Genomic DNA, 24142 nt, shown 5'->3' on the forward strand with positions numbered 1-24142 from the left:
GAGAAACGACTCAACCAAACTGGTAAATTCAGCTTTAGACAGAGTGCAGTATAATAAAGAATTTTGGGATAATTATACGCCAGATCCTAGTTTAGAAAGCATCTTCAATTAATTTACCTCTTAAACTAAAGAATAAAACGGATCCAAATAGCTTATAAAATATAGACAAAAAGAATATTTTCTGTAAATTACATATAGATTACTACATTTGCTAACTTGTTATATCCCTAGCAAAATAAACAAATAACTTCTTATGCAAAGCAACAACCCATTACACGGAAAAAAACTAGTAGATATTTTAGAGGAACTAGTAGACTATTACCAAGGTTTTGAACAATTGTCTCAGCAAATAAATATTCGCTGTTTTACCCACGACCCTAGTATAAAATCAAGTTTAACCTTCTTGAGAAGAACTCCTTGGGCAAGGGAAAAAACAGAAAGCTTATACCTTTATGTACTGCGTCAAAAAGCAAAAGAAGCTAAAAAACAAAACCTTTTACAACAGCAAAAAGACACTCTTGATTCACCAGAGGCTTCTAAGGAGTAAACCCTCAGTGAAGACTTGTATAAAAAATAAAACTCTAGCTATAAGGTAAACAAACCTTTTAACTAGAGTTTTTTATTTTACTTGTATAATTATTACTTACAAAAAGGCAAACAAGCCAACCTCTAAGTACCTAATCCTCTAACATTTGAGCTATTTTAGTATACCCCATTCTTTTGGCATGGGTTAGAGCGCTCACTCCCTTAGAGTCCGGAATATTTTTATCCGCAGATGCATCTAATAGAATTTGAATAACATCCTGGTAGGTCTTTGAACCATCTCCTAAGACAACTGCCTCCATTAACGCTGTCCATCCTAGACGATTAACGTGATTCACTGGATACCCTGGCCAATTGGCTAAAAGCTTAACGGTTTCTATATGTCCTTTTTCACTTGCGGGAATTAAAGCAGAGCCATTATAGCGATTAAAGACATCAAACTTAGCCCCATTGTTTAAATACAGTTCTACTAACTGGGTTTGTCCACTAGCTCCAGCGTACAAAAAGGCGCTATCTAAATTATTGCCCTGTAAGTTGACATCTGCTTTATAGTCTACTAATAAATTAGCCATAGCATTATCTTTATTTAAAGTTGCTATAAGTATTAATGGGTTATTGCTGGAATCTGTACTATTAACATTAGCTCCTTGTTCTAAAGCGAGTTTAACCTTATCTAACTGTCTGTTTTTTACTAAATCAACTATATCCATATCTACCGTATTTTCTATTGTTCCATTTTGACTTTGACAACTAGTGCTTATGAAGACTAGTGTAAACAAAAAGAGTAATTTTCTCATAATACAATCGTTTTAAACTTTATTAATACACTACTTTTCCTTTGTGAATCAAGCTCTTTACAGGCGATATTCTAGATACTGCCTCTGCAGAACAGCTTGCATCTAAAAAGGCAATATTTGCCTGTGAACCTTTTTGCGGCCATTGCACTTGTCCTTTATCATCTAATGGAGTAATCCCCTGTGTAGCCAAAGCAAGATTTCTGGACAATCCAAATTCATCTGTTTGATTATACAGGGCGCTAGCTAAATTGGCTTTTTGCAACACGCTTCCCGTTCCCATGGTATTCCAATGATCCACTATACTATCATTTCCAGCGCTCACCCTAACTCCATACTGTTTTAACAGTGGAATTGGCATAATTAGTTTACCCATTGGAATAGTAGACATAATACCAATATCATTAGCCGCTAAACCTTGGGCTAACTCTTTTTGTTTCTCTGGGGAGGCAACTGCTAGAGCAAAAGCGTGACTTAGGTATGTTTTTCCTTTTAATTCAGGGTTTTTATCTACTTGGTCTATTAAATATTCAATGGTCTTAATTCCTGAAGGGCCTGTTTCATGTAAGTGGATATCTATTCCCTTATTGTAATCTAAGGCCAATTGCAAAGTTGCATCCATGCTCTTTTGTAAATCTCCATCGATGCTCGTGGGATCAAGACCTCCAATAAAATCGATATCCATTTTTGCAGCTTCCACCATATAAGGCATGGAATCGGTATAAAACAATCCATGTTGAGGGAAGGCTACTAATTCAGTTGAAAAAACATCTTTATTATTCTCTAATACTTCTTGTAAATTAGTCAAGGACTTTAATTTAGAAGTAGGTTCAATATTGACATGACTACGTGCAAAATAACTCCCCTTACTATGTAAAAGCTCGATTAAGCTTTGGGCATTATCTTTAGAGTGCTCTAGCATTTCTCCTAGAGTCTGCTGCTCTAAAGCAATCATTTGCTTTACACCTCCTTTTCTTGGTCGTACAGCTTGCCACTTCTGGCCATAGAATGTTTTATCAAGGTGAATATGCATATCCTTAAAAGCTGGCAGGGCCAGTAGTCCATTGGCATCTAAACAATCTTCACTTGGGTTGTTTTCTCTTACATTTACAATCTGATCCCCTTGTATATCTAAGGTAAATAGGTTTGTCTTAGTAGCAATAACCTGATTGTCTTCATACTCAAATCCCGTCTCTAAACGTACGTTTTTTATACTATAGTTCTCTGGAGAGTTTTTTGTTTGCAGTTCAGTCATCGTTTTGCTATTACTATTATTATCTTTAGCATATAACAGGCTTGGCGCAAGAGAAATACTAGCCATACCCAAGATAGAATTTCTTAAAAAATCTTTACGTGATATATTATTTTTATTCATATAAGTGTTTTATTGAAATACAAAATTGCAAAATAAAGAAAGAAACTATCTTTAGAAATCCACCTGATATTTGTAATTTTTATCTATTTATACGAAAATCTCTTGGTGACATAGAGGTGTGGTTTTTAAATACATGGGAGAAATAGGCCTGGTCCACAAACCCTAACTCCTGAGAAATCTCTTTAATAGATAGATCTGTATTCTCTAATAAACGCTTTGCCTGAAGAACCACCCTACTAGTTATCAAACTATTAGCAGACAGCTTTAAATGTTTTTTACAAAGCACATTTAAATAATTAGCCGTAATATGCAGCTCTTTAGCATAAAAGCCAACATTTTTATGCTCTTTGTAAAACTTATCGATTAGCATATTAAACTCCGCCAAACGGGTATTGCTCTGATAGACTTTAAACTCAGAAAAGCATCCTTGGGCTTGTTTGCTTAATATAGCCGCAATTACCCCAGCTCTAGCCCTTATAATATCCAATAGGATATCTCTATTTTCTAGTTCATTTAAAATAGCCTCAAACTCATAATGCAATAAATCATAAGTAGATGAGTCTAACTTTATTACAGGGTTGTTTTGATAATTGGTAAAGGAAAAACGAAAATAAGGAGCAAAACGCTCAAAGAAACTTCTCTCTACCATGAGCTGATAGGCTTTAGTAGAGGCGTTTATTTCCCATTTGTGCAACTGATCGGGAAAAAGTACATGTATCTCTTTATCGCCAATGGGATAATCCACTGCATCAATGGTATGGACTCCACTTCCTTTATCAAAGAGAATGATAACGAAAAAATCATGGCTATGGGCTTTTTTAATACTTCTTTGCCCATCTAAAGTATTGAAAATAACCTGTTGATTACCCGCCTTTTGTTCCGATCGAAACGCTTGCATTTGAAGTAACTCTTTGGAGGATAAATCCATATGGCCTTGTTTGTTATTCATTCTATAAAAATTTTAAATAGTTTGCTTGCTATTTGGGACTATAACAAAGTAAAAATACAAAAACCTTGTGAGAAACCACTCTGTAAACCAATACTCTTATAGGCACCCCTTTATAAGATAAACTTCTACCCAGTAGGATTACCGCCTCAAGTGTACAGGGCTGTTTTTTTATTCTAAAAATAAACCAACAAAAGAAGAAAAAAGTGACTAAAGTGCGAACATTTAACCAAATATTTTTTTATAACCCGCTTAATATGCTTAAATTTAAGCAAGTAACCTAAAACCATACAATCATGATACACACAGAAAAAACCTTATCTCAAGTGATTAATATCCTAAAGAAAAGAGGATACACAGCGGACTTTAACTTACTGGAGGTACAAGAAAGAGATCAGAACAACCATGACCTAGGAGAAATTGAAGACTTAGTGATTGATAAGATTTACCGTTTTGCACCACAAAATGATGCCGATGACGAGTCCATCTTGTATGCTATTACCAATAGAAAAAACAGCGTTAAAGGTGTATTTGTAAATGGTTATGGTATTTCCTCTAGCGATAAAGCATCTGCAATTGTGGATCAAATCACTGTTGAGATTATTGACCAAAAAGATGATTGGACAAAATAACATCCAAAAGATTAAAGATTGTCCCATTATGGCATAACTAGACACCTTATTTGATAACTATGGCTAAGAATTTAAAAGACCTCCATGAAAAAGAAAGCGATTTTTCAGCAAAACTTCTCTTTGAAGGGAAAACAGGTAAAACCGTTAGTATTTACCTGCAAAAAGGCGCTATTATAAAAGAACATACTACTGCTATAAAGGCGCTGCTTATTTGTGTGCAGGGCCATTTGGTATACCATCAAAAGGACCAGTCTCCTATATCTTTACAGCAAGGACAATATGTAAATATACCACAGAATGTACCCCATTGGGTAGAGGCCCTTAAAGATAGTGAGGCCCTATTATTGAAATAAATAGGCAACAATGAAACTTCTAATTTTAAAGCAAAAGCTAGTACTAAAAGTAAAGAGTACTAGCTTTTATTTTTTGTAGGCAACCCATTCAAGCCATTATGCACACAGGTCTATTATATAATTAAAAAAACCCCTTCTAAGCTACGTTAATAACTCAAAGGGGCTTTTGACTATAAAAAAATGGATTCGTTTTCTTATTTTTAAAAAACTAAATACTTACATTTTAGAATCTTTTCCTTTATTAAATATCCAATAGATAATAAATGGGGCTAAAATAGTACCTATAAAACTGCATATTAAAATAACCATGTAGGTTTCTCCTTCGGATTTACTCATAGAAGAAGGTATAGAGAATGCCGCTGAAATAGCCAATACAGACATAATTAAACCAGCTCCTCCGAATAGTATTTTACCTATTTTTCCACCCGGAACAGCATAAGCTCTAGGCGCATCACTATGCCAGAAAATAACTACAAAATAGGCAATGAAAAATAAGATATAGGCACTTAAATAAATTAGAACAGTTAAAGAGATGGCAGTTTGGAAAGAAATGTTAGCACTATTACTTCCAGATCCAAAAGTTAACACTGCAGCCCAAATAGTAACAATAATACCTTGAATAATAAGGATAAAAGTAGGTACACCTTTATTGTTTTTCTGAGCAAAACGAGCTGGAAGATAACCTTGCTCTGCTACATATTGTAATCCAGAAGTAGGTCCCACTACCCAAGAGGAAACTTGTCCAAAAATTCCAAAGCAAATCAATAATCCCATGAGTATCACAGCCCATGAGTTTTTCCCAGGAGAGATTAATATTCTAAAGGCGTCAATTAACCCCTCGTTAGAAGAAATATCCCCAGTAATTACCATAGCTACAATACTTCCGCCAAGAGTACATAAAACAACTCCCACAACCACACAACCAAGCATAATTAAAGGATAGGTTTTCTGGAAGTTCTTTAAACCTGTTGCATGAGGAGCAGAAGCCTCTATTCCCATATAAGTTAGTACAAAAGCAGTCATTGCAGCAATGTTTCCATCTTTTGGAATAAAAGGTACACCTGTGAAATCGGTAGATATCGTATGACCATTATTAAAGTAGATAATCGCCAAAATAGTCAAAGCACCAACTGGTAAAACAATTCCCAAAGAGAAGGCGTACTTGGCAATTTTTGCCGTGAAGTCAGTACCTCTAAACTGTATAAATGTGGTACACCAAAATAATACTAATACTACAGAGAATTTAATCCAAGGTACTTCATTAATAACGGGTACATCCAAAATAGAAGCAAGTACTCCAATAATAAAATAAAACATAGTCACAAAGCCTACCGTTATCTGGAACCACTGAAAAAATATTGCAGCAAAACCAACAGGAGCCCCCAGAGGTTTACCTACCCAAGAGAAGATCCCTCCATCTGAATAACCCTTGACTGTTGCTAATTCCCCTGCACATAGAGCTACGGGCAAAAACCAAAAAAGTCCACAAATAATAAGGTAAAAAATTAATGTCTGCCCACTTTGAGCAAAAGTAGGATACTCATAAACGGTTAAAAATAAAGAAGCCGTCATTGCAAAGAATGCAAACTTCCCCATCGAACCAGGTACTGCTAGGGAGCTAGATGCTGTTGAAGCAGGTGCTGAGCTAGCACTTGAATTACTTGTTTCTGCCATTGCGTAAAATTATAGTTAATAAATTGATTCGTGGTCAAACCAAACTATCTTAAGTAAATTCAAAAGAGAGATTGGGTCATAAAGCTCTTGTGAAATGATGGGTGAAGCTAATTAGTAAAAGAAAAAAACCTTGATTGTTTTCAAGGTTTTTTTCTAACTCAACACTTAACCTTAAAAAATACATAATTTATAAAGAGCACTGCCCCTCATGACTATAACCAAATATAATAAATTTTAACATACTTTTATACACAAAACTCTATTATTTTTACAATTAATTCACAATACTAGATTTCTATTAACAATATTAATTACATAATTTCGCAAAAAACACTAAAAACTCCAACTATAGGGCTATTGCACTATAGGTGCGACTAAATACAATAGAGCAATCCCAAGAGAAAGTAGTTCGCCTTCAAAAATCTACTTACAAGCATATTACACACACTCCTAGTCAATTTGACTATAGAGAATAAAAAAAGCTTCCAAAAACAAGCAAATGTTTCTGGAAGCTTTTTAACTAGTAAACTACTTATTAATTACTAATTCCATTTTTTATTGTAAATATAAAAAAGAATCAAGGGGGCTAGTAATGTGATGGCAAAACAAATCAGTAGTAAACCAATATAAGTCTTGGCTTCCACAGCAGACATCGTACTAGGAACAACAAAAGCACAAACTAAAGCTACAATGGATAAGAGTAGGCCAATAGAGGCTATGGTAACCTTACCAAACATTCCACCTGGTACTTCATAGGCCCTTGGTATATCCTTATGGCGAAATAACACCACAAAATAGGATATAAAAAATATAATATAGGCGCTTAAATAAATTAACACAGTTAAAGAAATCGCCGTTTCAAAAGACATATTACTTCCATTACCACTGGATCCAAAAGTTAAAATTGCCGCCCAAACCGTAACAACTAAACCTTGAACAAATAAGATATAGGTAGGTACCCCATTTTTATTTTGCCTTTGGAAACGCTTAGGTAATAATCCTTTAGTTGCTACATACTGTAGCCCTGCTGTTGGACTAACAATCCAAGAGCACACCTGGCCTATAATACCAAAGCAAATTAATCCCCCTAATACCAATACCATCCAAGACATTTCTCCTGGAGATATAAGAGCGCTAAAAGCATCTATTAATCCCTCATTAGAAGAAATAGGCCCTACTAGCACCATAGAGACAATACTTCCTCCAATAGTACTTAAACTAATTCCAACTACCACAAGGGCAATCATAATTAATGGGTAACTCTTTTTAAAGTTGTTTAAAGAAGTAGCATGTGGAGCGGAGGCCTCTACCCCCATATAGGCAAGAACAAAGGCAGTAATAGCCGAGAAATCACTCCATTTAGGAAGCAGATTACTTTTTGCAAAATCGGGAGACACTGGGTGTCCTTTACCAATATAGATAAAAGCTAATACCAACATAACACCCACAGGTAAAATAATACCTATTGTAAAAGCGTACTTGGCAAAGCCAGCAGTAAAGCTTGTCCCTTTAAATTGCAATAAGGTAAAGAGCCAAAACATCCCAACTACCATGGAGAACTTTATCCATGGATTATTGTTTAAGGCAGGAATATCAAAAATCGCCGATAGAGTACCTATAACAAAATAAAGCATCGTTACAAAACCTACCGTAACTTGGAACCACTGGAAGAACAAGGCTGCGAATCCTGCTTTTGTCCCTAGGGTATTACCTACCCAAGAGAAAATTCCTCCGCTTTGATCACCCTTTAAAGTTGCCATCTCTGCGGAGCATAATGCCACTGGTAAAAACCAAAAGAGTCCGCAAGTTACTAAAAAGAAAATCAGTGTTTTTCCACTTTGTGCAAAGGTAGGATATTCATAAACCGTCACGAACAAGGAAGCAGTCATGGCGAAAAAAGCAAACTTACTGATGTTCTTTACCCCAATTACCCTAATGGGTAAATTATTATTATTTGGCTTATCAATCATATGATTTTACGAATTATTTATAAAACAAAAAATGTTAAAGCTGAGCGCAATACCATTCCAATATACTAAATTAAAGCGAATTACAATAAATTTCTGTTAAAAAAAAGTCCAAAACAATCATCTGTTTTGGACTTTTAAATAGTTAATAAAGTTTTTGATACCCTAAAGGTATACGTATATTTTAATACCCATCTTGCTTGGCTTGCGCCTGATCTTCTTTGGTTACTTCTTGAGTATGCTCATTGGCCTGTATTACTGTTTTATCCCCTTTATCATCTTCTTTCAATAAGCGGCGATTGGTCCAACATGCAAGAACAAAGTAAAAGATAGCCAAAGCCCATATTTGAAAATACAAATCTTTAATTTCACTTAACTTAGCTCCAAATTGAGATAAGGCAACAAAACCTTGCACTCCAAAGGTAGTTGGAACAAATTTAGCTAAAATAGCCAGCCATGCTGGAAAGGAAACCGTTGGCCAAGAAAGTCCACATAAAGCTAAAGTTGGGATAGAAAATATGGTAACGGTCATAATAGCATCCTCTCTACGTCTGAACCAATTGGTTAAAAACATACCTAAAAAGGTGATGGCTAAAATAATTGGAGTAGCATAAACCATTATCTCCCATAAACTTCCCCTTTGAGGAAATCGGTTAATATGGGTTACTACTGTTAATTCAAACAAAAGAACTAATAAAGAGAAAAACAAATAGGGAATTGCTCTACCTAAAGTAAGAAAAATACTTCCAAATCTTCTTCTTGCAAAACTATAGGTAGAGGCAAATATGCCTCTTTCTCTTAAAGTACCATATAAAATTCCTTGCCCTGTTAACTGCAAGGTTTGAATAGCAATAATAAACACCACAGGTAATACGAAAGTTCCATATCCATCAGCAATATTAAAAAGTGGAAATGCGTTAACATCAAACGGTCTCCGTGTAGCAATAGCCTCCGTTTCAGGAATGCCTGCACTCATCATTTTACTAAGCTCCAATCCTCCACCATAGGTTTGAACCACAGTCATTAAAGTAGACAAACTTTCTTTATAATATAAAATATTAGCTGTATCTATGTAGCCCACAATAGTGGGAATGTTTCCGTTTTGAATATCTCTGGTAAAGCCTTTTTCAATAACGACAATTACCCTTACCTTTTCTTGATTAAAAAGCTCTCTTGCAGCCTCTAAAGAAGTACTTTGTACATGAACATCTAACTCTTGAGAAGCATCTAACATTCTAGTTACTTGCCTACTCATAGAGGTCTGATCATTATCAACTACAGCTATAGGAAGGTTTACAAATATCTCATTGGTGTATACATAAGAATACAAAAGCGATACGGCCATAATGGCCAATATATAAATACTGTATACCGCAAAATCTTTAAATATCAATTTTGTCTCGGTAATAGCCGCTGTTATAATAGAGGCGAAATTTTCTATTGTTCCTTTAAGCATCGTAACCTCCTTTTTGTAATTTTTTCGCATAAAATGGTATGCCTATCATACCCATACAAGTAAATACAGCGATTGCTATGGCATAACCGTATTGGTTAGTGTCAAACATTATCCCTCGCATAGCATAATCTACAGTGAAACGCATATAGGAGGTAAATGGAAAAATGTAATTAATCACTTTTATAAAATTACTCATCCCATCTTCCGGGAAAGTATATCCTGCAAAAGAGAAAGCCAAAGCTGCGTAATCTGCCCCAACATTCATAGCTAGCCTTAAACTATCAAATATAGATGCCAAAAAGAAGGCCATAGACTGAATAGCGATTACAAAACTTAAAAATATCAGGTTAACAACTAAAAAGCTACCATTTAAAGTCACTCCAACCCCATAATACAGCAAACAGTTCATGAAAAAACCAAGAATCATAAATATAATGGTATATGGCAAAAGGGTAGCAAGCATTGCTACCATAACATTTCCATTTGCTTTATCAAGTAACTCCCGACCTCTTTGGTATTTTAAAGTTCGTCCTATAGCATAAACACTAACTATCATCATAACAATCTGAAAGGCCATTGGCATAAAAGACAAGTTCAGATAAATAGCGTAGCTAGTATATGGATTAAACAATATATGAAAGTCGGTATTAATTGGGTTTACCATAGCTAGAGCCTGATCAGGGGTTAAGCCTCCCTGTTCTAAGGTTTGTATCCTAGCTCCAGCGGCGAACATCATTCCCAAGGTTTGAAACTCCTCCATGATTAAACCTCCAGGTAAAATATACTCCCCATTGTAGTAACAAGTTACACTTGTATAAGAATTTTTCTGTATGTTTTTTTGAAAATCTTTCGGAATAATAATCATGGCAAATGCCTTTCCTTGTCGTATAAGTTTCTCTCCCTGCAATGCATCGGCAACTTCCTCATAAATTGCTAAGGTAGAGGTAGACTGTACCATCATCTTTAACTGTCGCGAAAGTTGACTTTTATCATCATCTAAAACCACTATAGGCAAGTTGGTGGGAACTCCTTGATTAAATAAAGAGATATAAAATATAAAAAGGAATATAGGTACCCCAAAGGTTAATAAAATCAACCGCGGAGTAGTAAAAAGCCTTTTTACCTCTTCTTTAAAAATTACTGAAAATCCTTTCTTCACGTTAAATTAATTTTACTTCAAGTTCTTTTGATCAATTAAAGCGCTCATTCCTGGGCGTAATCCCTCTACTTTAGTAGTAGGATAAGCCTTGATTAAGAAAGTCTTCATATCAAAATCACCCTTTGTTTTAGTCGCACTCCATGTAGCGTAATCTCCTTGAGCTGCAATATAACGTACCTCTAACATCACCTCTTGATTGCCCAATCCAGGAATAATTGCTGGTATTTGAGTATGCATTTTAAAATGTGGCATTAAATCTTCTCTTACATTAAAAAACACCCACACATCGTCTAAGTCTACTAAATTAACAAGTGGATAACCTGCGTTAATAATTTCGCCAGCATTAGGCATAATAGTAAGAACTTGTCCATCACGAGGCGCTTTTACTTGGCCTTCTGACTTAAAGATATCCGCTTCTTGTACTCCGGCCTGTGTTTGTTCCACAATGGCTAAAGCAGCCTTTTTATCTTCCACTCTAGCGCCATCTTTAATCATTGTATAATTAGATAAAGCCACCTTTTCCATTTCCATAGAAGCTTTATATTGAGCAAAAGCCTCATCTCTTTTTTGAGCAGGTACAACTTTTTCATCATATAAATTTTGCACTCTTTCATAAGTACTCTTTGCTAAATCCATTCCTGTTTTAGCTTGTTGCCACATATTGAAAGCTGCCTGCACTTCTTCTTTTCTTGCTCCAGCTTTTACTTTATCATCTACCGCTTGGGCAGCTTTTTCTAAAGCTTGAGCTTGGGCTAGTTTTGCATCAATCTCCGGTGTACTGATTTGCATCAATACATCTCCTTTTTTTACATCCTGCCCTTCTATGACAAAAATCTCCTCTACTCTACCTGGAATTTTTGAAGCTACATTAATTTGCGTTGCATCTACTTGTCCTTGCATATAAGACTGATCCGGAGCCGCCATATACCATAAAGAGACACCTAGAACCACTCCTATGATTAATATACCTACTAATGCATTTATAATATTTTTTTTCATTGTCTTGAATTTAATTAGTGTATTGTAAAAAGTTCTTACTCATTCCAGCTAGTTCTAATAAAGCAGCTAATTCCACTGCATACTGAAAATGAGACTCAAGGGTTAAAAGTTGTACTACAGATAAAGCAACTTCAGCATCCACTACATCAGAAGAGGTAGCAAATCCTTCTGCAAAGGCTCTTGTTTTAACGCGTACAAACTCTTGAGCCAATTCTAACTGTACTTTAAGATTAGCAATTTGCTCTTGTTGCTTTTCTAAATCTTGGTATAATTTAGCTACAAGCATTCTAACATCACTAATAGCCTTAGTTTGTAAGTATTCTACTCCTTCAACAGTTGCTTTAGCAGCTTTTATTTCATTTTTAGTTTTAAACCCTTCAAATAAAGAGTAACTCACTCCTACACCAATGGTCCAAGGTTTGTTGTTATTATATAAAATATCTAAACCGCTTATTGGGTTATTATGAGCTAAAATAGTTTGACCAAAAGCAACAACTGTTGGTAGCCTACCACTTCTTGCTACTTTAACCCCTTGCTGGGCTAACTGTTTTTCTAATTCAATTTTTTGAAGTAATGGATAATTCTCCTGAGCTGCATTACGGTAAAACTCCATTGTCTCTAAGTTATCTACTTGAAAAAACTCACTAGATAAATCTTCTTGTACACTATCTACTTCTAGAGTATTAGCTAGAGCAATACGAGCTAAAGCAGCATCTTTAATGCCAGCTTCCAATTCTCTATTCGCCTCGGAAACAGCAACCTCTGCTACTAATTTCTCTACTGGAGCAATCATTCCATGTGCTTCTAATTTTGTAGCATCTGAAAGGTGTTTCTCCATAGCTTTAAGCACTTGTCTTTTTACCTGCACAGCTTGCTCGGCTAGCTTAACCATAAAGTAACGCTCAGCTAGTTCGGTTACTAAAGCACTTTGCACATTGTCTAATTCAGTCGCCGCAATTTCACTTTGGATCTTCTCTGCATCAATAGCTGCGTTTATTTTACCACCTGTATAAAGTGGCATAGTAGCTAAAAAGCCTCCTAAGACCATATCGCGTTTATTGAAATCCATTTTCCAATCCCCTAGTGCATTAGCATCAGGAATTTGGATAAAATCAGCTACGCCATTACGAAGCCCATTTAAATTGATTCCCAAAGAACGGTCCGTCCAAAGCCCCATACCATAAGCCTTGATACTTGGATAGCGCAAACCTTTAACGGCTTTTTCCTTAAAACTTTGTACTTGCTCCATCTTCTCCGATGCCTTCAAGCTACTATTATCCTTATTCATTTGCTGATAAGCCTGTGAAAAGGTCATACTTTGGCTATAGGCAGTACCTGAGAAAAACAAACAAGTAGCTCCTATTATTGTGAATAAAAGGTAGCTCCTTAACTCTAAAATTTTCATTAAATTAAATTCTTGTTTATACTTTCAAATATAAGTACTTTTTAACAATTAAACCCTATTAAATACCAATATTTTTAACTTATCATTACCATAATTAATGTAAAAAGCACCATTATTAGTGGTGCTTTTTCTAATTTTTATATATTAATCTACTATAGGTAACTGCCTAACTATTTAACTTTAAACAGCCAGCGAATTCCTACTAATATTCGGGTTTCGTTTTTAGTAGGTAAACTTTCATACTCATTTTTGAATTCCGTTGAAGTATAAGAATAAGCGGTATGAAAACGCAAGTCTTTCAAAAGCTCACTGGTAAATGGATAAAATTCCACTACAGCCTCCCCTCCTTTTACATTATAAGCTTGAGCATTTAACTCTTTATCAAAACGCTGGCTATATACCCCTTTGATAAAAGGACGCCATTTTCCAAAATTATATTCGAATTTAGCAGATACTGCTTGATCTTCTACTAAACGCAATTCATTAGGAGCTATAGAAACAATAGAATTATAATCCATTTGTCTATCTCCTATATAATAATCCAATTCGGTTGTGAATTTACCAACGTTAATTTGATTACCAACGGTAAACCAATTGTAGAACTGACTATCGGTATGCTCAAAAAGTCCGTATCCCCAACGCGTTTTATAAACTCCATCAAAAAGACTTCCTACCCATAAAACATTATAAGCTAAAGTTTTATCCTCGTTCTTCTTATCGGAGAATTCGCTATATGGAGAGTTGATAATTTGAGCATTGAACACTTGATTTTTCCATTGATAGGATACATTAACTCCTACAGCCGAAGAAGTTAAGTCGTTATAAATAGTAGTTGGAGAGTAAACATCAGCAGAGTTGTAATTATACTCAAAGGTTCCAAACTGAATGGATTGCATACCTACTTTAACATTCCAATTCGGGGCAAAATCAAAACTAACCCAAGCCTGATCTGTAGCCGAGGATAACCCATCGCGATTATCCGGTGATTGATCTTTATTTAAACGTTGACGAAGGCGATAATGGACCTTAGGGGTAATATCTCCTACAAAGAGTACCTTTAATATATCGGCATGAAACCCCTTATTATCATTTTTACCATTATCTAAGATATAGCGAAAATCATAACGAGTATCTAACATAATATTTAGCATCTCATCGTCCCACTCCAGTTTTTTATTTAAATCCTCGTCTTCCCTATGTTGAGCATATCCTGCTGTGGAAAGACAGATAAAAGCAACAAAAAATAATATTTTTCTCATAGGCCTAGTTTAAAATTTGCAATTAAAAAGCCAAGCTATTTAAAAAAAAACAGCTTGGCTTTTATATTTACATTAATTCATTACAATAACGAACTTCTTCCTAGTGGTGGAAGCTAGTTCCTTCCTCTTTAGTTAAAGGAACAGAAACTGGATGTTTCTTAAAGTAGTCAATACAGTGTTGTAAGTCTGTTAACATTAAGTCAGCCATATCTCTAGAGAAACCATGGCGGATTAATACACGTTGGATTACTAAATCCTCACAGTTATTTGGTAAGCTGTACGATGGTACTTGCCATCCGCGTGTACGCATACGGTCCGATAACTCATATAGGTTGAACCCTGGATCGATTCCTTTTTTAAGAATCCAAGCAGCCCCAGGAACTCCTCCTACCCCATCATAAACAATGTCGAAAAGTCCCATTTTTTTCACTTGCTCAGCAATATACTGTCCATGATCCGCACAAGCCTGCTGAATCTTAGTATATCCTTCACGACCATGGGTTAAAAAGTTATGGTATTGCCCCATTATTTGTCCTCCTGGACGAGAGAAGTTAAGTGCAAAAGTTGCCATGTTTCCACCTAAGTAGTTAACATTAAAGATTAATCCTTCTGGTAAATCTGATTTCTCACGCCAAACAACCCATCCCACACCAATTGGTGAAAGTCCGAATTTATGCCCTGAACTATTAATAGATTTAACTCTTGGAAGTCTAAAGTCCCATACCAAATCTCTTTGGATAAATGGAGCTAAGAATCCTCCTGATGCACCATCTACGTGAATAGGAATATCTAATCCTGTATCTTTTTGTAATTTATCTAAACAATCATGGATAAGCTTAACATCCTCATATTGTAAAGTAAAAGTAATCCCTAAAGTAGGTACTACTCCGATAGTATTCTCATCTACTCTTTTTAATACTTCTTCTGGGGTCATAACCATTCTTCCGTGCTCCATTGGAATTTGACGAATTTCTACATCAAAATAACGTGCAAATTTCTCCCAACATACCTGAACAGCACCAGTAATAATATTTGGTTTATCCGTTGGCTTTCCAGCTTTTTGCATTTTTTCTCTCCATCTCCACTTCATCGCTAATCCTCCTAGCATCGCAGCCTCAGAAGAACCTGTAGTAGAACATCCGATAGTTTCAGATGCCTCAGGAGAATTCCATAAATCTGCTAAAATATGCACACAACGCGACTCAATTTCTGCAGTTTGCGGATATTCATCCTTGTCAATAGCGTTCTTGTTAATACATTTATCCATGATAATGTGAAGATCCTCACTTACCCCTGTCTGACAAAATGTGTTTAAGTTTTGTTTCGCGTTTCCATCTAGTAACATCTCATCTAGAATTAAATCGCGTACTGTAGCTGAATCGCTTGACTTCTCATTCAATTTGTACTTCGCAAGTCCTTTTAAAGAAATCTCTTGAGAATATTCATCTGAATATTGCCCGTCTTTTCCACCAGGGTTTACAACGTGTAATGCCATAATTTTTTATTTTTTGTGTTAATTTAAATATTCAATCAAGACCCAAATCTTAATTACAATACAATATAATGATTTTTAACATAATTTCAAGATTAAATTATAATTATTTTAGATATTATTCACTCTTTATAGAAATGCCCTATCTTCAATATTTTTTCAACTACTACACTATTTATAAACTCTCTCTATCATCCCATGCATATTGCATTATTTTGAGTGCTATTAAAGACCATACCTGCAAAACGAAAGAAATACCACCTATTTTATAGGTTTTTGATAGTTTTAAAAAAACAACAATCTCATGGAAATTAGTACACAAAAAAAGCTTCTTGTTTAAAACAAAAAGCTTTTTTTAAAATATTCACGTTAAATATTGATCTATTAATATAAAGGTACACTCACCATCTGAGTACTTTGAGCATATTGAGCAAAAGTGAACTTAGTATAATTCATATCTGCATAAGCTCTCACGTATAGTTCTCCTTGGCTTAAATCTGTTAGTACAGTCCAAATGGTAAATTCTGTCATGTACGTTGTTTTGCTAGGATCACCAGGCGAGGGAACATTCATTGCAGAAATGTTCTTTGGTCTATCAAAATTATTCATCACATGAGCAAGTTCAACAACTTGCTTTTGTGGAGTATCTACTACATTGGCAAAAGTGGAAAAGAAGAATGCCTTAACAAAACGCCCTACTGAAGTACTTGAAGAAGGCAGTACAGAAGTGGCAGTTCCACTATCTGGCTGCATTAAGGTCATTTTTCCAATTTTACTTACATTAACCTCCATATTATTCATATTAGAATAGTTATTTAAGTTTGTTAGATGCCATGGAAATGCAGGACCATTAGTCATCACTCCTGTGGGGTTATCATAGATAGTTAATGCCCCTTGACTTACCTCTACCACTACACTTTGTCCTGATCTATCGTATAAAGCAAAGTGGAAAGGAGCTTTTAATCCTCCAATTAAAGCAATAGACTCACTCCAAAAGCTAGCCGTATTAATACCTTGCTTTAACTCTGTTATATTAGCAAAGTTTGCAATAGCCCATTCTCCAAAAGAAGTAAAAGGAACACTATTTGGGTAAGCAGAACTTGGTAGATCTTTTAAATCTGAATCCGTCATCATATTTAAGCTAAAAGACAGTCCTTGATCGTTCACTCCTTGCATAGCTCCCATTGGATCTATCTTACTTACAGGCACTGTTAATGCCATCATAGGATATTTTGCCTGGTAGGCAAGACCTGGAGTATTATCCGGAGCTGGATGTTGAAACTTTTGTCCTTTTGGATAGTAAGTCAAATTAGTTACAATTTGATCGGTTGTAAATTCCATTGTTCTACCATGGTAGACATTATTTTGCTTATCCTTAATCATTAAAGAAGTACAAGCAAAAGGAATATTACTTTGGATTTGTTCTTGGCTAAATGGTGTATACTCAACAAATTTAACTTCTTGCCCACTTTGGGTATCTTGGTTTACACTGTTTGGTAAATGATTTGATGTATTCATCCTATTTTAAGGTTATTAGTTAATCTAAATTAATATATACAGGTGCTGTATTTGAAGTAAAATCAGAAATACTGTGATCTACAAAATTAAAGCTGTTGTAGCTGCGCACTAACAAACGGCCGTTTTTTAAATCCGTTAAACTAGTCCACAAAGTATATTCACATATGAGTTGTCCATTTGGACTTGTTGGATCGCTTTTTGAAACGCTCATGTTTTTTGGTCTATCAAACTTGTTCATAATATGAGAAAGCTCTAAAAGGGCACCTTGTGCACTAGAGGCTTGCTCAGCGAAGCTACTATAGAAGGTAGCACGAACAAATCGGTCTACAGAGGTATCCGAAGAAGGCAAGCTTGCTAAGGCTATACCAGAATCAGGCTGTTTTATAGCCATATTACCTAAAGAACCCTGATTTACATCTAAATTGGTTAAATGGGTATAATTATCAAGATTGGTTAAATGCCATGGAAGTTCAGGTCCATTAGTCATTACCCTAGTTGGGTTATCGTAGATGCAAACTTTTCCAAAATTTATCTCTACCACTAAGCAAGCTCCTGTAGTATCGTAAAACGCAAAGTGAAACGGAGCGCTCATACCACCTACTTCATCCAATTCCCTGCAATAGAAAACTTGGCCTTTTAAAGCTTCTTTGATTTGCTTCACATTAGCAAAACTAGCCAAAGCCCAATGACCTAAACAATCAAAGGATACCACATTGGAATAATCTGTTATTACCTGAGCATCTAACTCTGAATTAGTTTTCATATTTAAACTAAAGGATAACCCTTGAGAGTTTACTCCTTCTAATAATTGTTTTTCAAGTCCTTTACCATTATTGTCCATTGGCATCCCCACTCCAAGCATAGCATACTTACACTCAAAGGCCATTAAAGGTGTGTTGTCCTTAGTAATGGGAGCAAAACTAGTACCCTTTGGGTAATAACAAATACTAGATGGAATTGCCGAGGTTGAAAATTCCAAGGTACGTCCATGATAGATATTTTTATCTTGATCCGTTATTGCTAAGGAAGTACAATAAAAAAGTGTATTACTCATGGTGGGAGTTATCTTCATACTGGTATAATATTTAATGGATGGTTTTAATATAACATAAAGTCTAGGAAAAAAATTAACCTTTATAATTTTTTATTCTAAACCTAAAAATAAAACCACTAGACTTTAGTATAAAGATATAACAATTATACAAACTTTTATAAAAATTATAAACATTCTTCCATATCCATTGATAAAAGCCTTTAACACTTCTATTACCTTTTACTCTTGCTTCCTATAGAAAGAACTTCCTAAGATTAACCTTAGTTATCGCGGTAGGCTATTTATTCTTAAATATAAGTAAAATACAACATTTGGTGAAAAAATGATTATAGACAAACAAAAAGAAGCGTAAACTAAAAAAATTGCGACCAATTTTGATAAAATTTGCAAAAAAGCTTTTACATTTGGGTGTAAAGACCTTTAACTTGTTTATTGGTATCTAAAAAAATAACACTATGTGTATTTTTTTCAGCCTTATAACAAATTAATGCTTGACTTGTCGAATAATTGACCTAATTAATATGGACTCTTACAACCAAAAACATCCTATTAGGTATAAAATATATACCTTATTGAATATTAACTCTAAAACATTGGCTAGTAAAATAACAATGGGAATTATTGTTATAGTTATCCTAGCTAATGCAACTGTTTTAATCCTTCAATCGGTAAATAGTTTACAAGATAAATTTGGAGACTTTTTCAATACCTTCTCCTTGTATTCTGTATTATTCTTTACCCTAGAATATATTTTACGCATGTGGAGTATTACCTGTGATCCAGCGTATAGAAAACCAATTATAGGTCGTTTGCGCTACGGAATTACTGCCATGCAAATTATTGACCTCTTGGCTATCGCACCATTTTTTCTGTCTTTCGTGTATTTTGATTTACGCATTTTACGCCTTTTAAGAATCTTTAGATTATTGCGTATCTTTAAGGTAGCTCGTTATGTAACGGCATTAAATCTACTAGTTAGAGTACTTAGAAGAAAAAGAGATGAGCTTGTATTAACTTTTGTAATATTGATTTTTCTACTAATCATCTCCTCCACGGCTATGTATTATGCAGAAAACGCAGCTCAACCAACAAAATTCTCAAGTATACCTGAATCCATGTGGTGGGCTATTATCACCTTAACTACTGTTGGGTATGGAGATGTTGTTCCCGTTACAGTGATAGGCCGTATTTTAGGTGGCTTAATATCTGTTATAGGAGTAGGTTTCTTTGCCGTACCAACTGGGGTTTTAGCATCTGGGTTTTCAGAAGAATTTTCTCTAGCTCAGAACAATCTGAGTCAATTAAATCCAAATGCAGCACCATTGCAGGATACCTTTGGGGGAGGCGCGCCAAAACCTAATCAAAGTCCTCAGATTCCTAAATAAATCTACTTTATCTGTATGAAGTAATTTCTTATATGCAAAGAGGTGTTTTTTACTTAAAAAAGCACCTCTTTGCTTATTTTAAGTCTTTTATGTCACTTTACACCTCCACTTTCAATAAGAAAAGATCTACTGAAAATATATTATTTTATATTTTTTAATTTCTTAGCAACAGCAGGAATAGAAAGGAAAAAAACACAAAAAAGCCTGTAAATAAAACACTTAGTACATGCTTTACAACTCCTTTTTATCCTTTAGAAACAAGGATTATTACAAGAGTAAAACTCTTAAAAAAAGGAACAAAAAAAACACTTTAACTATTCTTTATATAAAATATCTTTAGTACCTTAACATTAATTAAGAATCACTAATATTAAAACGTTAAATTATGAAATTATTTAAATTTTTACCCTTATTAGCTCTTGTGCTTTTTATGGGATCTTGTGGAATCCAAGTATCCTCTAATTATGACCAAGCAGTAAACTTTAATCAATTTAGAACCTATAATTTCTTTGAAGAAGGAATTGAAAAATGTAAATTAGATGATATCACTAAACAAGCAGTATTAAGTGCTATTGAGGCAGATTTACAGAGTAAAGGATATACAAAATCAACTACTAATCCCCAGATTTTAGTAAACATCTTTACTAAAACTCAACAGGAATTAGATATTCAAAACAACTATAACTACCCTGATTTCTATGAGCCATATGGATACTATGGCGGATGGGGATATACTCCTTACTGGGATCCACAAGAAACAACAACAGTAACAACAGAACTAGAAGGAAAATTATATATCGATATTTTAAATCCTGCTACTAAGTCAATGGTTTGGCAAGGTGTTGGTACAGGTTTATTAGGTGGTGCAAATACCCAAGCTAAAGTGGAAGCATTAGTACAAAAATATGTAACAAGCATATTGGCGAACTATCCTCCAGGAGCTTCAAAGAAAAAATAACAACAATACTTCTTTAAAGTAAGATAGTGTGTTGTAAAGCCCCTATTAAGCCTTGTCTTAATAGGGGCTTTATATTTAAAATTATAATTAAGGTAAAGGGTATTACTAGAGTGAACTATCGCATAGTTAATTAATTTAATAACATAGATTTAAAATAGAAATACCTTATAACCTCTTTTGAACTAATAAACTTTATTATATTTGAGTCGTTTATTATTATTTATTATCCCTAAACTTTTTCAGATGCAGAGGTTAGTTACCATTATACCGGACTACATCTTACTTTTAACTATACTAGTTTGTATTGCTAACCTAGTAATTTATTTAAAAGATCTCAACCAACAAAGTACTGCTTTACAATATGTTAATATATTGATACTAAGTCATTGTAGTTTTATTTTACTCCTACAATTTTTAATACTATATCCCATTGACCTAGAACTATATTGTCCATTTCTGCTTTTTTATGGACCTTTTTCCTATTTGCTAATAAAAGATTTAATCTCCAGTTATAAAAGCAAGAGAAAACTATTACTTTGGCAGTTTTTACCCACAACTATTGTAGCACTGGGCTACTTACTACTTCAAATCTTTACAGAGTATTCACCTAAAGACGATTATACCCAGCTCTTATGCTTCTTATTAATTGTTGGATTACAAATGATTACTTATGCCTTTGTAGGATACTATACCCTTAAAAGTAAAAAAACTTATATCCCGCGAGCTTATAAATATAAATACCCTTTAACCATTTATGGATTAACAGGACTTTTAGTTGTAGGTATTACTTTCACGGGGAGTTTCATTCTGCAATTAAACAGCCTTTATGATAAACAAATTAACATCACCATTGTTTCGGTAGTGCTCTTACTATCTTCTTTTTTCATTTATAAAACCTTAAGCTTGGATAAAAGGAAAAACCATAAACCCTTAGCCTAGCCTAAGTGATTTAAAATAGATAAGCTCAATACAAGCAGGTATTAACTTACTTTACAAGGATATACATTAATACTTAATCTGTTTAAATTCTCCATCTTGGCATAGAACAAAAAGTTTGTCTTGAAAGAACTCTATCAAATACACCTTTTCTAATGAATCTATACCAGCGGTTTTCAAACAGTGCATAACCCAGGCTTCATCTTTTTCTATTTGAGTTAGAAATTCTTGATCCAATACTCCTTGTACATAAAAGATGTAACCTGGTAAACAGCTCTCATTGGTGTTTGGTCTAACACTTAATTGCCCATTTGGCTCTATTTGTAGGAAATTAACCTTGGAGAAGGTATCAAAACCTAGGATGCGTAAATTACTTGCTAGACTTATCATATCTACTTTATTTTGCTTGTTTTTAATAGCATCCAAACAGAATTTACCATCCTTGACTAAAACAATAGGTTTACCAATGGCAAAAGAGCGAAAGAAATTAGTCTTTTTAACCAATAGATTCAAACTATAAATTATGGCAATAGCCATAAATAGGCAGATAATAAATTGTAGCATAGAAATACTAGGACTGTAAATCACCCCTCCTAGAATACCTCCTAGAATAAAATTTCCTATTAAATCAATAGCATTCATTTGAGAAACTTGAGTTTTTCCTGTGAAATTTAAATACAGGATAATAATTAAAAAGCCGATTAATAATTTGAGTAATAAGTAAAGGTAGTCCATTGTCTAAAAATTAGATGAGAAAATTGGTCTTTAAGTATAAAACTCCAAAGGCAGATATTTCGAAAAAGTACCCTATTGCCTTTGGAGGTTCTACCTACTATAACCACTGTATTAAAGTTAGTTAATCCAAGTAAAACAAAAAAGCTTCCCGCACTACTAACTCAAGTTATATTCGTTGATTTACAGTGATTTATCTATCTTTTTTACACTCTACCTCATACTACTTTAAAAAATCTATACATATCATATTTCCCCGAAGCCTATCCTTGTGCTGGTTCTTACTAAAATTCTCTAGCATAAGCTCTTTATCATACCCCACTACTTGATTAAATACTAGCTGCTCATTGACATAAATCAAAACAATTTCTTGCATATTGATTTGCTCTGGAGAAACCAAAACACAAAAGAAGTTACGTTTTGACTAGTTAATTTAAAAATATTTTGATTGTAATTTGCCTGAATTTTAACAGACTTTCGGGTAAAACAAAAGGCCTATCTTTGTACCTCTACGTCGATAAGGTCATCTTCTTTTGCTTCTTACTTACTATATTCTAACCATTTACTAATTTGGAAATTAATCCTAGGAATAGGTCTATAATCACTACTTAAGGTATCCAATTGCATTGTACTTAGCCAGTGTATACTTCCATTGGCATTATCATCTCATTGCCAAAGAACTTCTTTAGGTAAAGGATCCCTTTTTGTATTTTAAACAGTTAAAAAAAGAATCTTCACAGCAGGCCTGGCAGCTTTAAATTCTGGAAACTAATGTGGGTATCCATTATAGCGATAATCCCTATAATGGGCCCCTAAATAGTCCACTACTTTAATTAAGGTATCATTTGACATGGTGGGTAGTAATAATCTAAATCTGTTGAAAAATTGATAAAGGAGCTATTTTTAGCATTTTCTACAAAAGTACCACCGGTGAAAACTTTAGGATACGTATTAAAGCCAAAAAAACCGGCAAAATCACTTGGGTCTTTCATCCAATAGGAAAAGGATCCAGTTGCCCCATTAGAGTGTCCTGTCAGAAACACTTTATTATCATCTATGGACAAAGTTTTCTTAATCATCCTAACAATAGAAGGAACCATAAAGAAACCAGCATCACTTGTCATCCAGTTATAGTTTTTATCTGCGCTTGGAAACACTAAAATAACGTCCTTTAAATCGGCAATCTCCGTATAATAACGATGATAATCTCCCAATACAAAAGAAGGAACCTGAAAATCAGACAGTCTAGTAAAACGAACTGCGCCATGTAAGACCACAAGAACGGGATAACGCCTTGAAGGATTATAATTTGCAGGTAAATGCACTAAAAAAGAACTATTTAAGGTATCGTTTATGGCAAAAGAAAGGGAGTAGTTAATTTTTTCTTTATCCAAATAAGGAGCATAATTCTTTAACTGCTCATATAGCTCTCTTGCGCTTTTAGTGGAATCTATTGGAAGTTGTTTAGTCTTATAGAATTCTTCTTGGGCTAAGTCCAATTCTTT

21 protein-coding genes are annotated in these 24142 nt (G+C 34.4%); 6 read left to right on the plus strand and 15 right to left on the minus strand.

Annotated features, from left to right (window positions below):
- Positions 1 to 253: 253 nt before the first annotated feature.
- Complete coding sequence (locus tag ACYSNX_RS04170; RefSeq protein ID WP_461753432.1) at positions 254 to 547, plus strand: VF530 family protein; 294 nt, start codon at positions 254 to 256, stop codon at positions 545 to 547.
- Between the two features lie 130 nt (positions 548 to 677).
- Here ACYSNX_RS04170 and ACYSNX_RS04175 read toward each other — a convergent pair whose 3' ends face one another.
- From ACYSNX_RS04175 to ACYSNX_RS04185, 3 genes are all read right to left on the minus strand, one after another.
- Positions 678 to 1340, minus strand: a complete 663-nt coding sequence (locus tag ACYSNX_RS04175; RefSeq protein ID WP_461753433.1) for an ankyrin repeat domain-containing protein — start codon at positions 1338 to 1340, stop codon at positions 678 to 680.
- Positions 1341 to 1362: 22 nt separating this feature from the next.
- The gene (locus ACYSNX_RS04180; protein WP_461753434.1) at positions 1363 to 2712 is read right to left on the minus strand and encodes an amidohydrolase; all 1350 of its coding nucleotides are present in this window, start codon (positions 2710 to 2712) and stop codon (positions 1363 to 1365) included.
- 79 nt (positions 2713 to 2791) lie between these two features.
- The gene (locus ACYSNX_RS04185) at positions 2792 to 3661 is read right to left on the minus strand and encodes a helix-turn-helix transcriptional regulator (protein WP_461753435.1); all 870 of its coding nucleotides are present in this window, start codon (positions 3659 to 3661) and stop codon (positions 2792 to 2794) included.
- A 293-nt stretch (positions 3662 to 3954) separates the two neighbouring features.
- Between ACYSNX_RS04185 and ACYSNX_RS04190 the strand changes: the two genes are divergently transcribed.
- Together ACYSNX_RS04190 and ACYSNX_RS04195 are read left to right on the plus strand one after the other, a co-directional pair.
- Positions 3955 to 4290, plus strand: coding sequence for a hypothetical protein (locus tag ACYSNX_RS04190; RefSeq protein ID WP_461753436.1), 336 nt, complete (start codon positions 3955 to 3957; stop codon positions 4288 to 4290).
- A gap of 59 nt (positions 4291 to 4349) precedes the next feature.
- Entirely contained in the window at positions 4350 to 4643 is a 294-nt protein-coding gene (locus ACYSNX_RS04195; RefSeq protein WP_461753437.1) for a cupin domain-containing protein, read from the plus strand.
- Between the two features lie 216 nt (positions 4644 to 4859).
- Here ACYSNX_RS04195 and ACYSNX_RS04200 read toward each other — a convergent pair whose 3' ends face one another.
- The 10 genes from ACYSNX_RS04200 to ACYSNX_RS04245 all read right to left on the minus strand — a co-directional run bounded on the left by ACYSNX_RS04200 (position 4860) and on the right by ACYSNX_RS04245 (position 18644).
- Entirely contained in the window at positions 4860 to 6317 is a 1458-nt protein-coding gene (locus tag ACYSNX_RS04200; protein WP_461753438.1) for an amino acid permease, read from the minus strand.
- Positions 6318 to 6859: 542 nt separating this feature from the next.
- Complete coding sequence (locus ACYSNX_RS04205; RefSeq protein WP_461753439.1) at positions 6860 to 8287, minus strand: amino acid permease; 1428 nt, start codon at positions 8285 to 8287, stop codon at positions 6860 to 6862.
- Between the two features lie 181 nt (positions 8288 to 8468).
- On the minus strand, positions 8469 to 9740 hold the full coding sequence (locus ACYSNX_RS04210) for an ABC transporter permease (RefSeq protein ID WP_461753440.1): 1272 nt from the start codon (positions 9738 to 9740) through the stop codon (positions 8469 to 8471).
- Positions 9733 to 10899, minus strand: a complete 1167-nt coding sequence (locus ACYSNX_RS04215; RefSeq protein ID WP_461753441.1) for an ABC transporter permease — start codon at positions 10897 to 10899, stop codon at positions 9733 to 9735. Before ACYSNX_RS04215 ends, ACYSNX_RS04210 begins: the two co-directional genes overlap by 8 nt.
- A gap of 12 nt (positions 10900 to 10911) precedes the next feature.
- On the minus strand, positions 10912 to 11898 hold the full coding sequence (locus ACYSNX_RS04220; RefSeq protein WP_461753442.1) for an HlyD family secretion protein: 987 nt from the start codon (positions 11896 to 11898) through the stop codon (positions 10912 to 10914).
- 10 nt (positions 11899 to 11908) lie between these two features.
- Positions 11909 to 13303: a TolC family protein gene (locus ACYSNX_RS04225; protein ID WP_461753443.1), complete on the minus strand. Its 1395-nt coding sequence runs from the start codon at positions 13301 to 13303 to the stop codon at positions 11909 to 11911.
- Between the two features lie 170 nt (positions 13304 to 13473).
- Positions 13474 to 14562, minus strand: a complete 1089-nt coding sequence (locus ACYSNX_RS04230; RefSeq protein ID WP_461753444.1) for a porin — start codon at positions 14560 to 14562, stop codon at positions 13474 to 13476.
- A gap of 100 nt (positions 14563 to 14662) precedes the next feature.
- Positions 14663 to 16057, minus strand: a complete 1395-nt coding sequence (locus ACYSNX_RS04235; RefSeq protein WP_461753445.1) for a glutamate decarboxylase — start codon at positions 16055 to 16057, stop codon at positions 14663 to 14665.
- A 381-nt stretch (positions 16058 to 16438) separates the two neighbouring features.
- Complete coding sequence (locus ACYSNX_RS04240) at positions 16439 to 17572, minus strand: linear amide C-N hydrolase (protein ID WP_461753446.1); 1134 nt, start codon at positions 17570 to 17572, stop codon at positions 16439 to 16441.
- Positions 17573 to 17591: 19 nt separating this feature from the next.
- On the minus strand, positions 17592 to 18644 hold the full coding sequence (locus ACYSNX_RS04245) for a linear amide C-N hydrolase (RefSeq protein ID WP_461753447.1): 1053 nt from the start codon (positions 18642 to 18644) through the stop codon (positions 17592 to 17594).
- Positions 18645 to 19219: 575 nt separating this feature from the next.
- On the opposite strand from ACYSNX_RS04245, the gene ACYSNX_RS04250 reads away from it, so the two are divergent.
- From ACYSNX_RS04250 to ACYSNX_RS04260, 3 genes are all read left to right on the plus strand, one after another.
- A complete protein-coding gene (locus tag ACYSNX_RS04250; protein WP_461753448.1) occupies positions 19220 to 20011 on the plus strand; it encodes an ion transporter in 792 nt (263 codons plus the stop codon).
- 385 nt (positions 20012 to 20396) lie between these two features.
- Positions 20397 to 20969, plus strand: coding sequence for a DUF4136 domain-containing protein (locus ACYSNX_RS04255; protein ID WP_461753449.1), 573 nt, complete (start codon positions 20397 to 20399; stop codon positions 20967 to 20969).
- 243 nt (positions 20970 to 21212) lie between these two features.
- The gene (locus ACYSNX_RS04260; RefSeq protein ID WP_461753450.1) at positions 21213 to 21908 is read left to right on the plus strand and encodes a hypothetical protein; all 696 of its coding nucleotides are present in this window, start codon (positions 21213 to 21215) and stop codon (positions 21906 to 21908) included.
- Positions 21909 to 21974: 66 nt separating this feature from the next.
- Here ACYSNX_RS04260 and ACYSNX_RS04265 read toward each other — a convergent pair whose 3' ends face one another.
- The gene (locus ACYSNX_RS04265) at positions 21975 to 22640 is read right to left on the minus strand and encodes a DUF421 domain-containing protein (RefSeq protein WP_461753451.1); all 666 of its coding nucleotides are present in this window, start codon (positions 22638 to 22640) and stop codon (positions 21975 to 21977) included.
- A gap of 830 nt (positions 22641 to 23470) precedes the next feature.
- Positions 23471 to 24136, minus strand: coding sequence for an alpha/beta hydrolase-fold protein (locus tag ACYSNX_RS04270; protein WP_461753452.1), 666 nt, complete (start codon positions 24134 to 24136; stop codon positions 23471 to 23473).
- Positions 24137 to 24142: the final 6 nt, after the last annotated feature.

The organism is Myroides sp. LJL115, assembly GCF_054871665.1.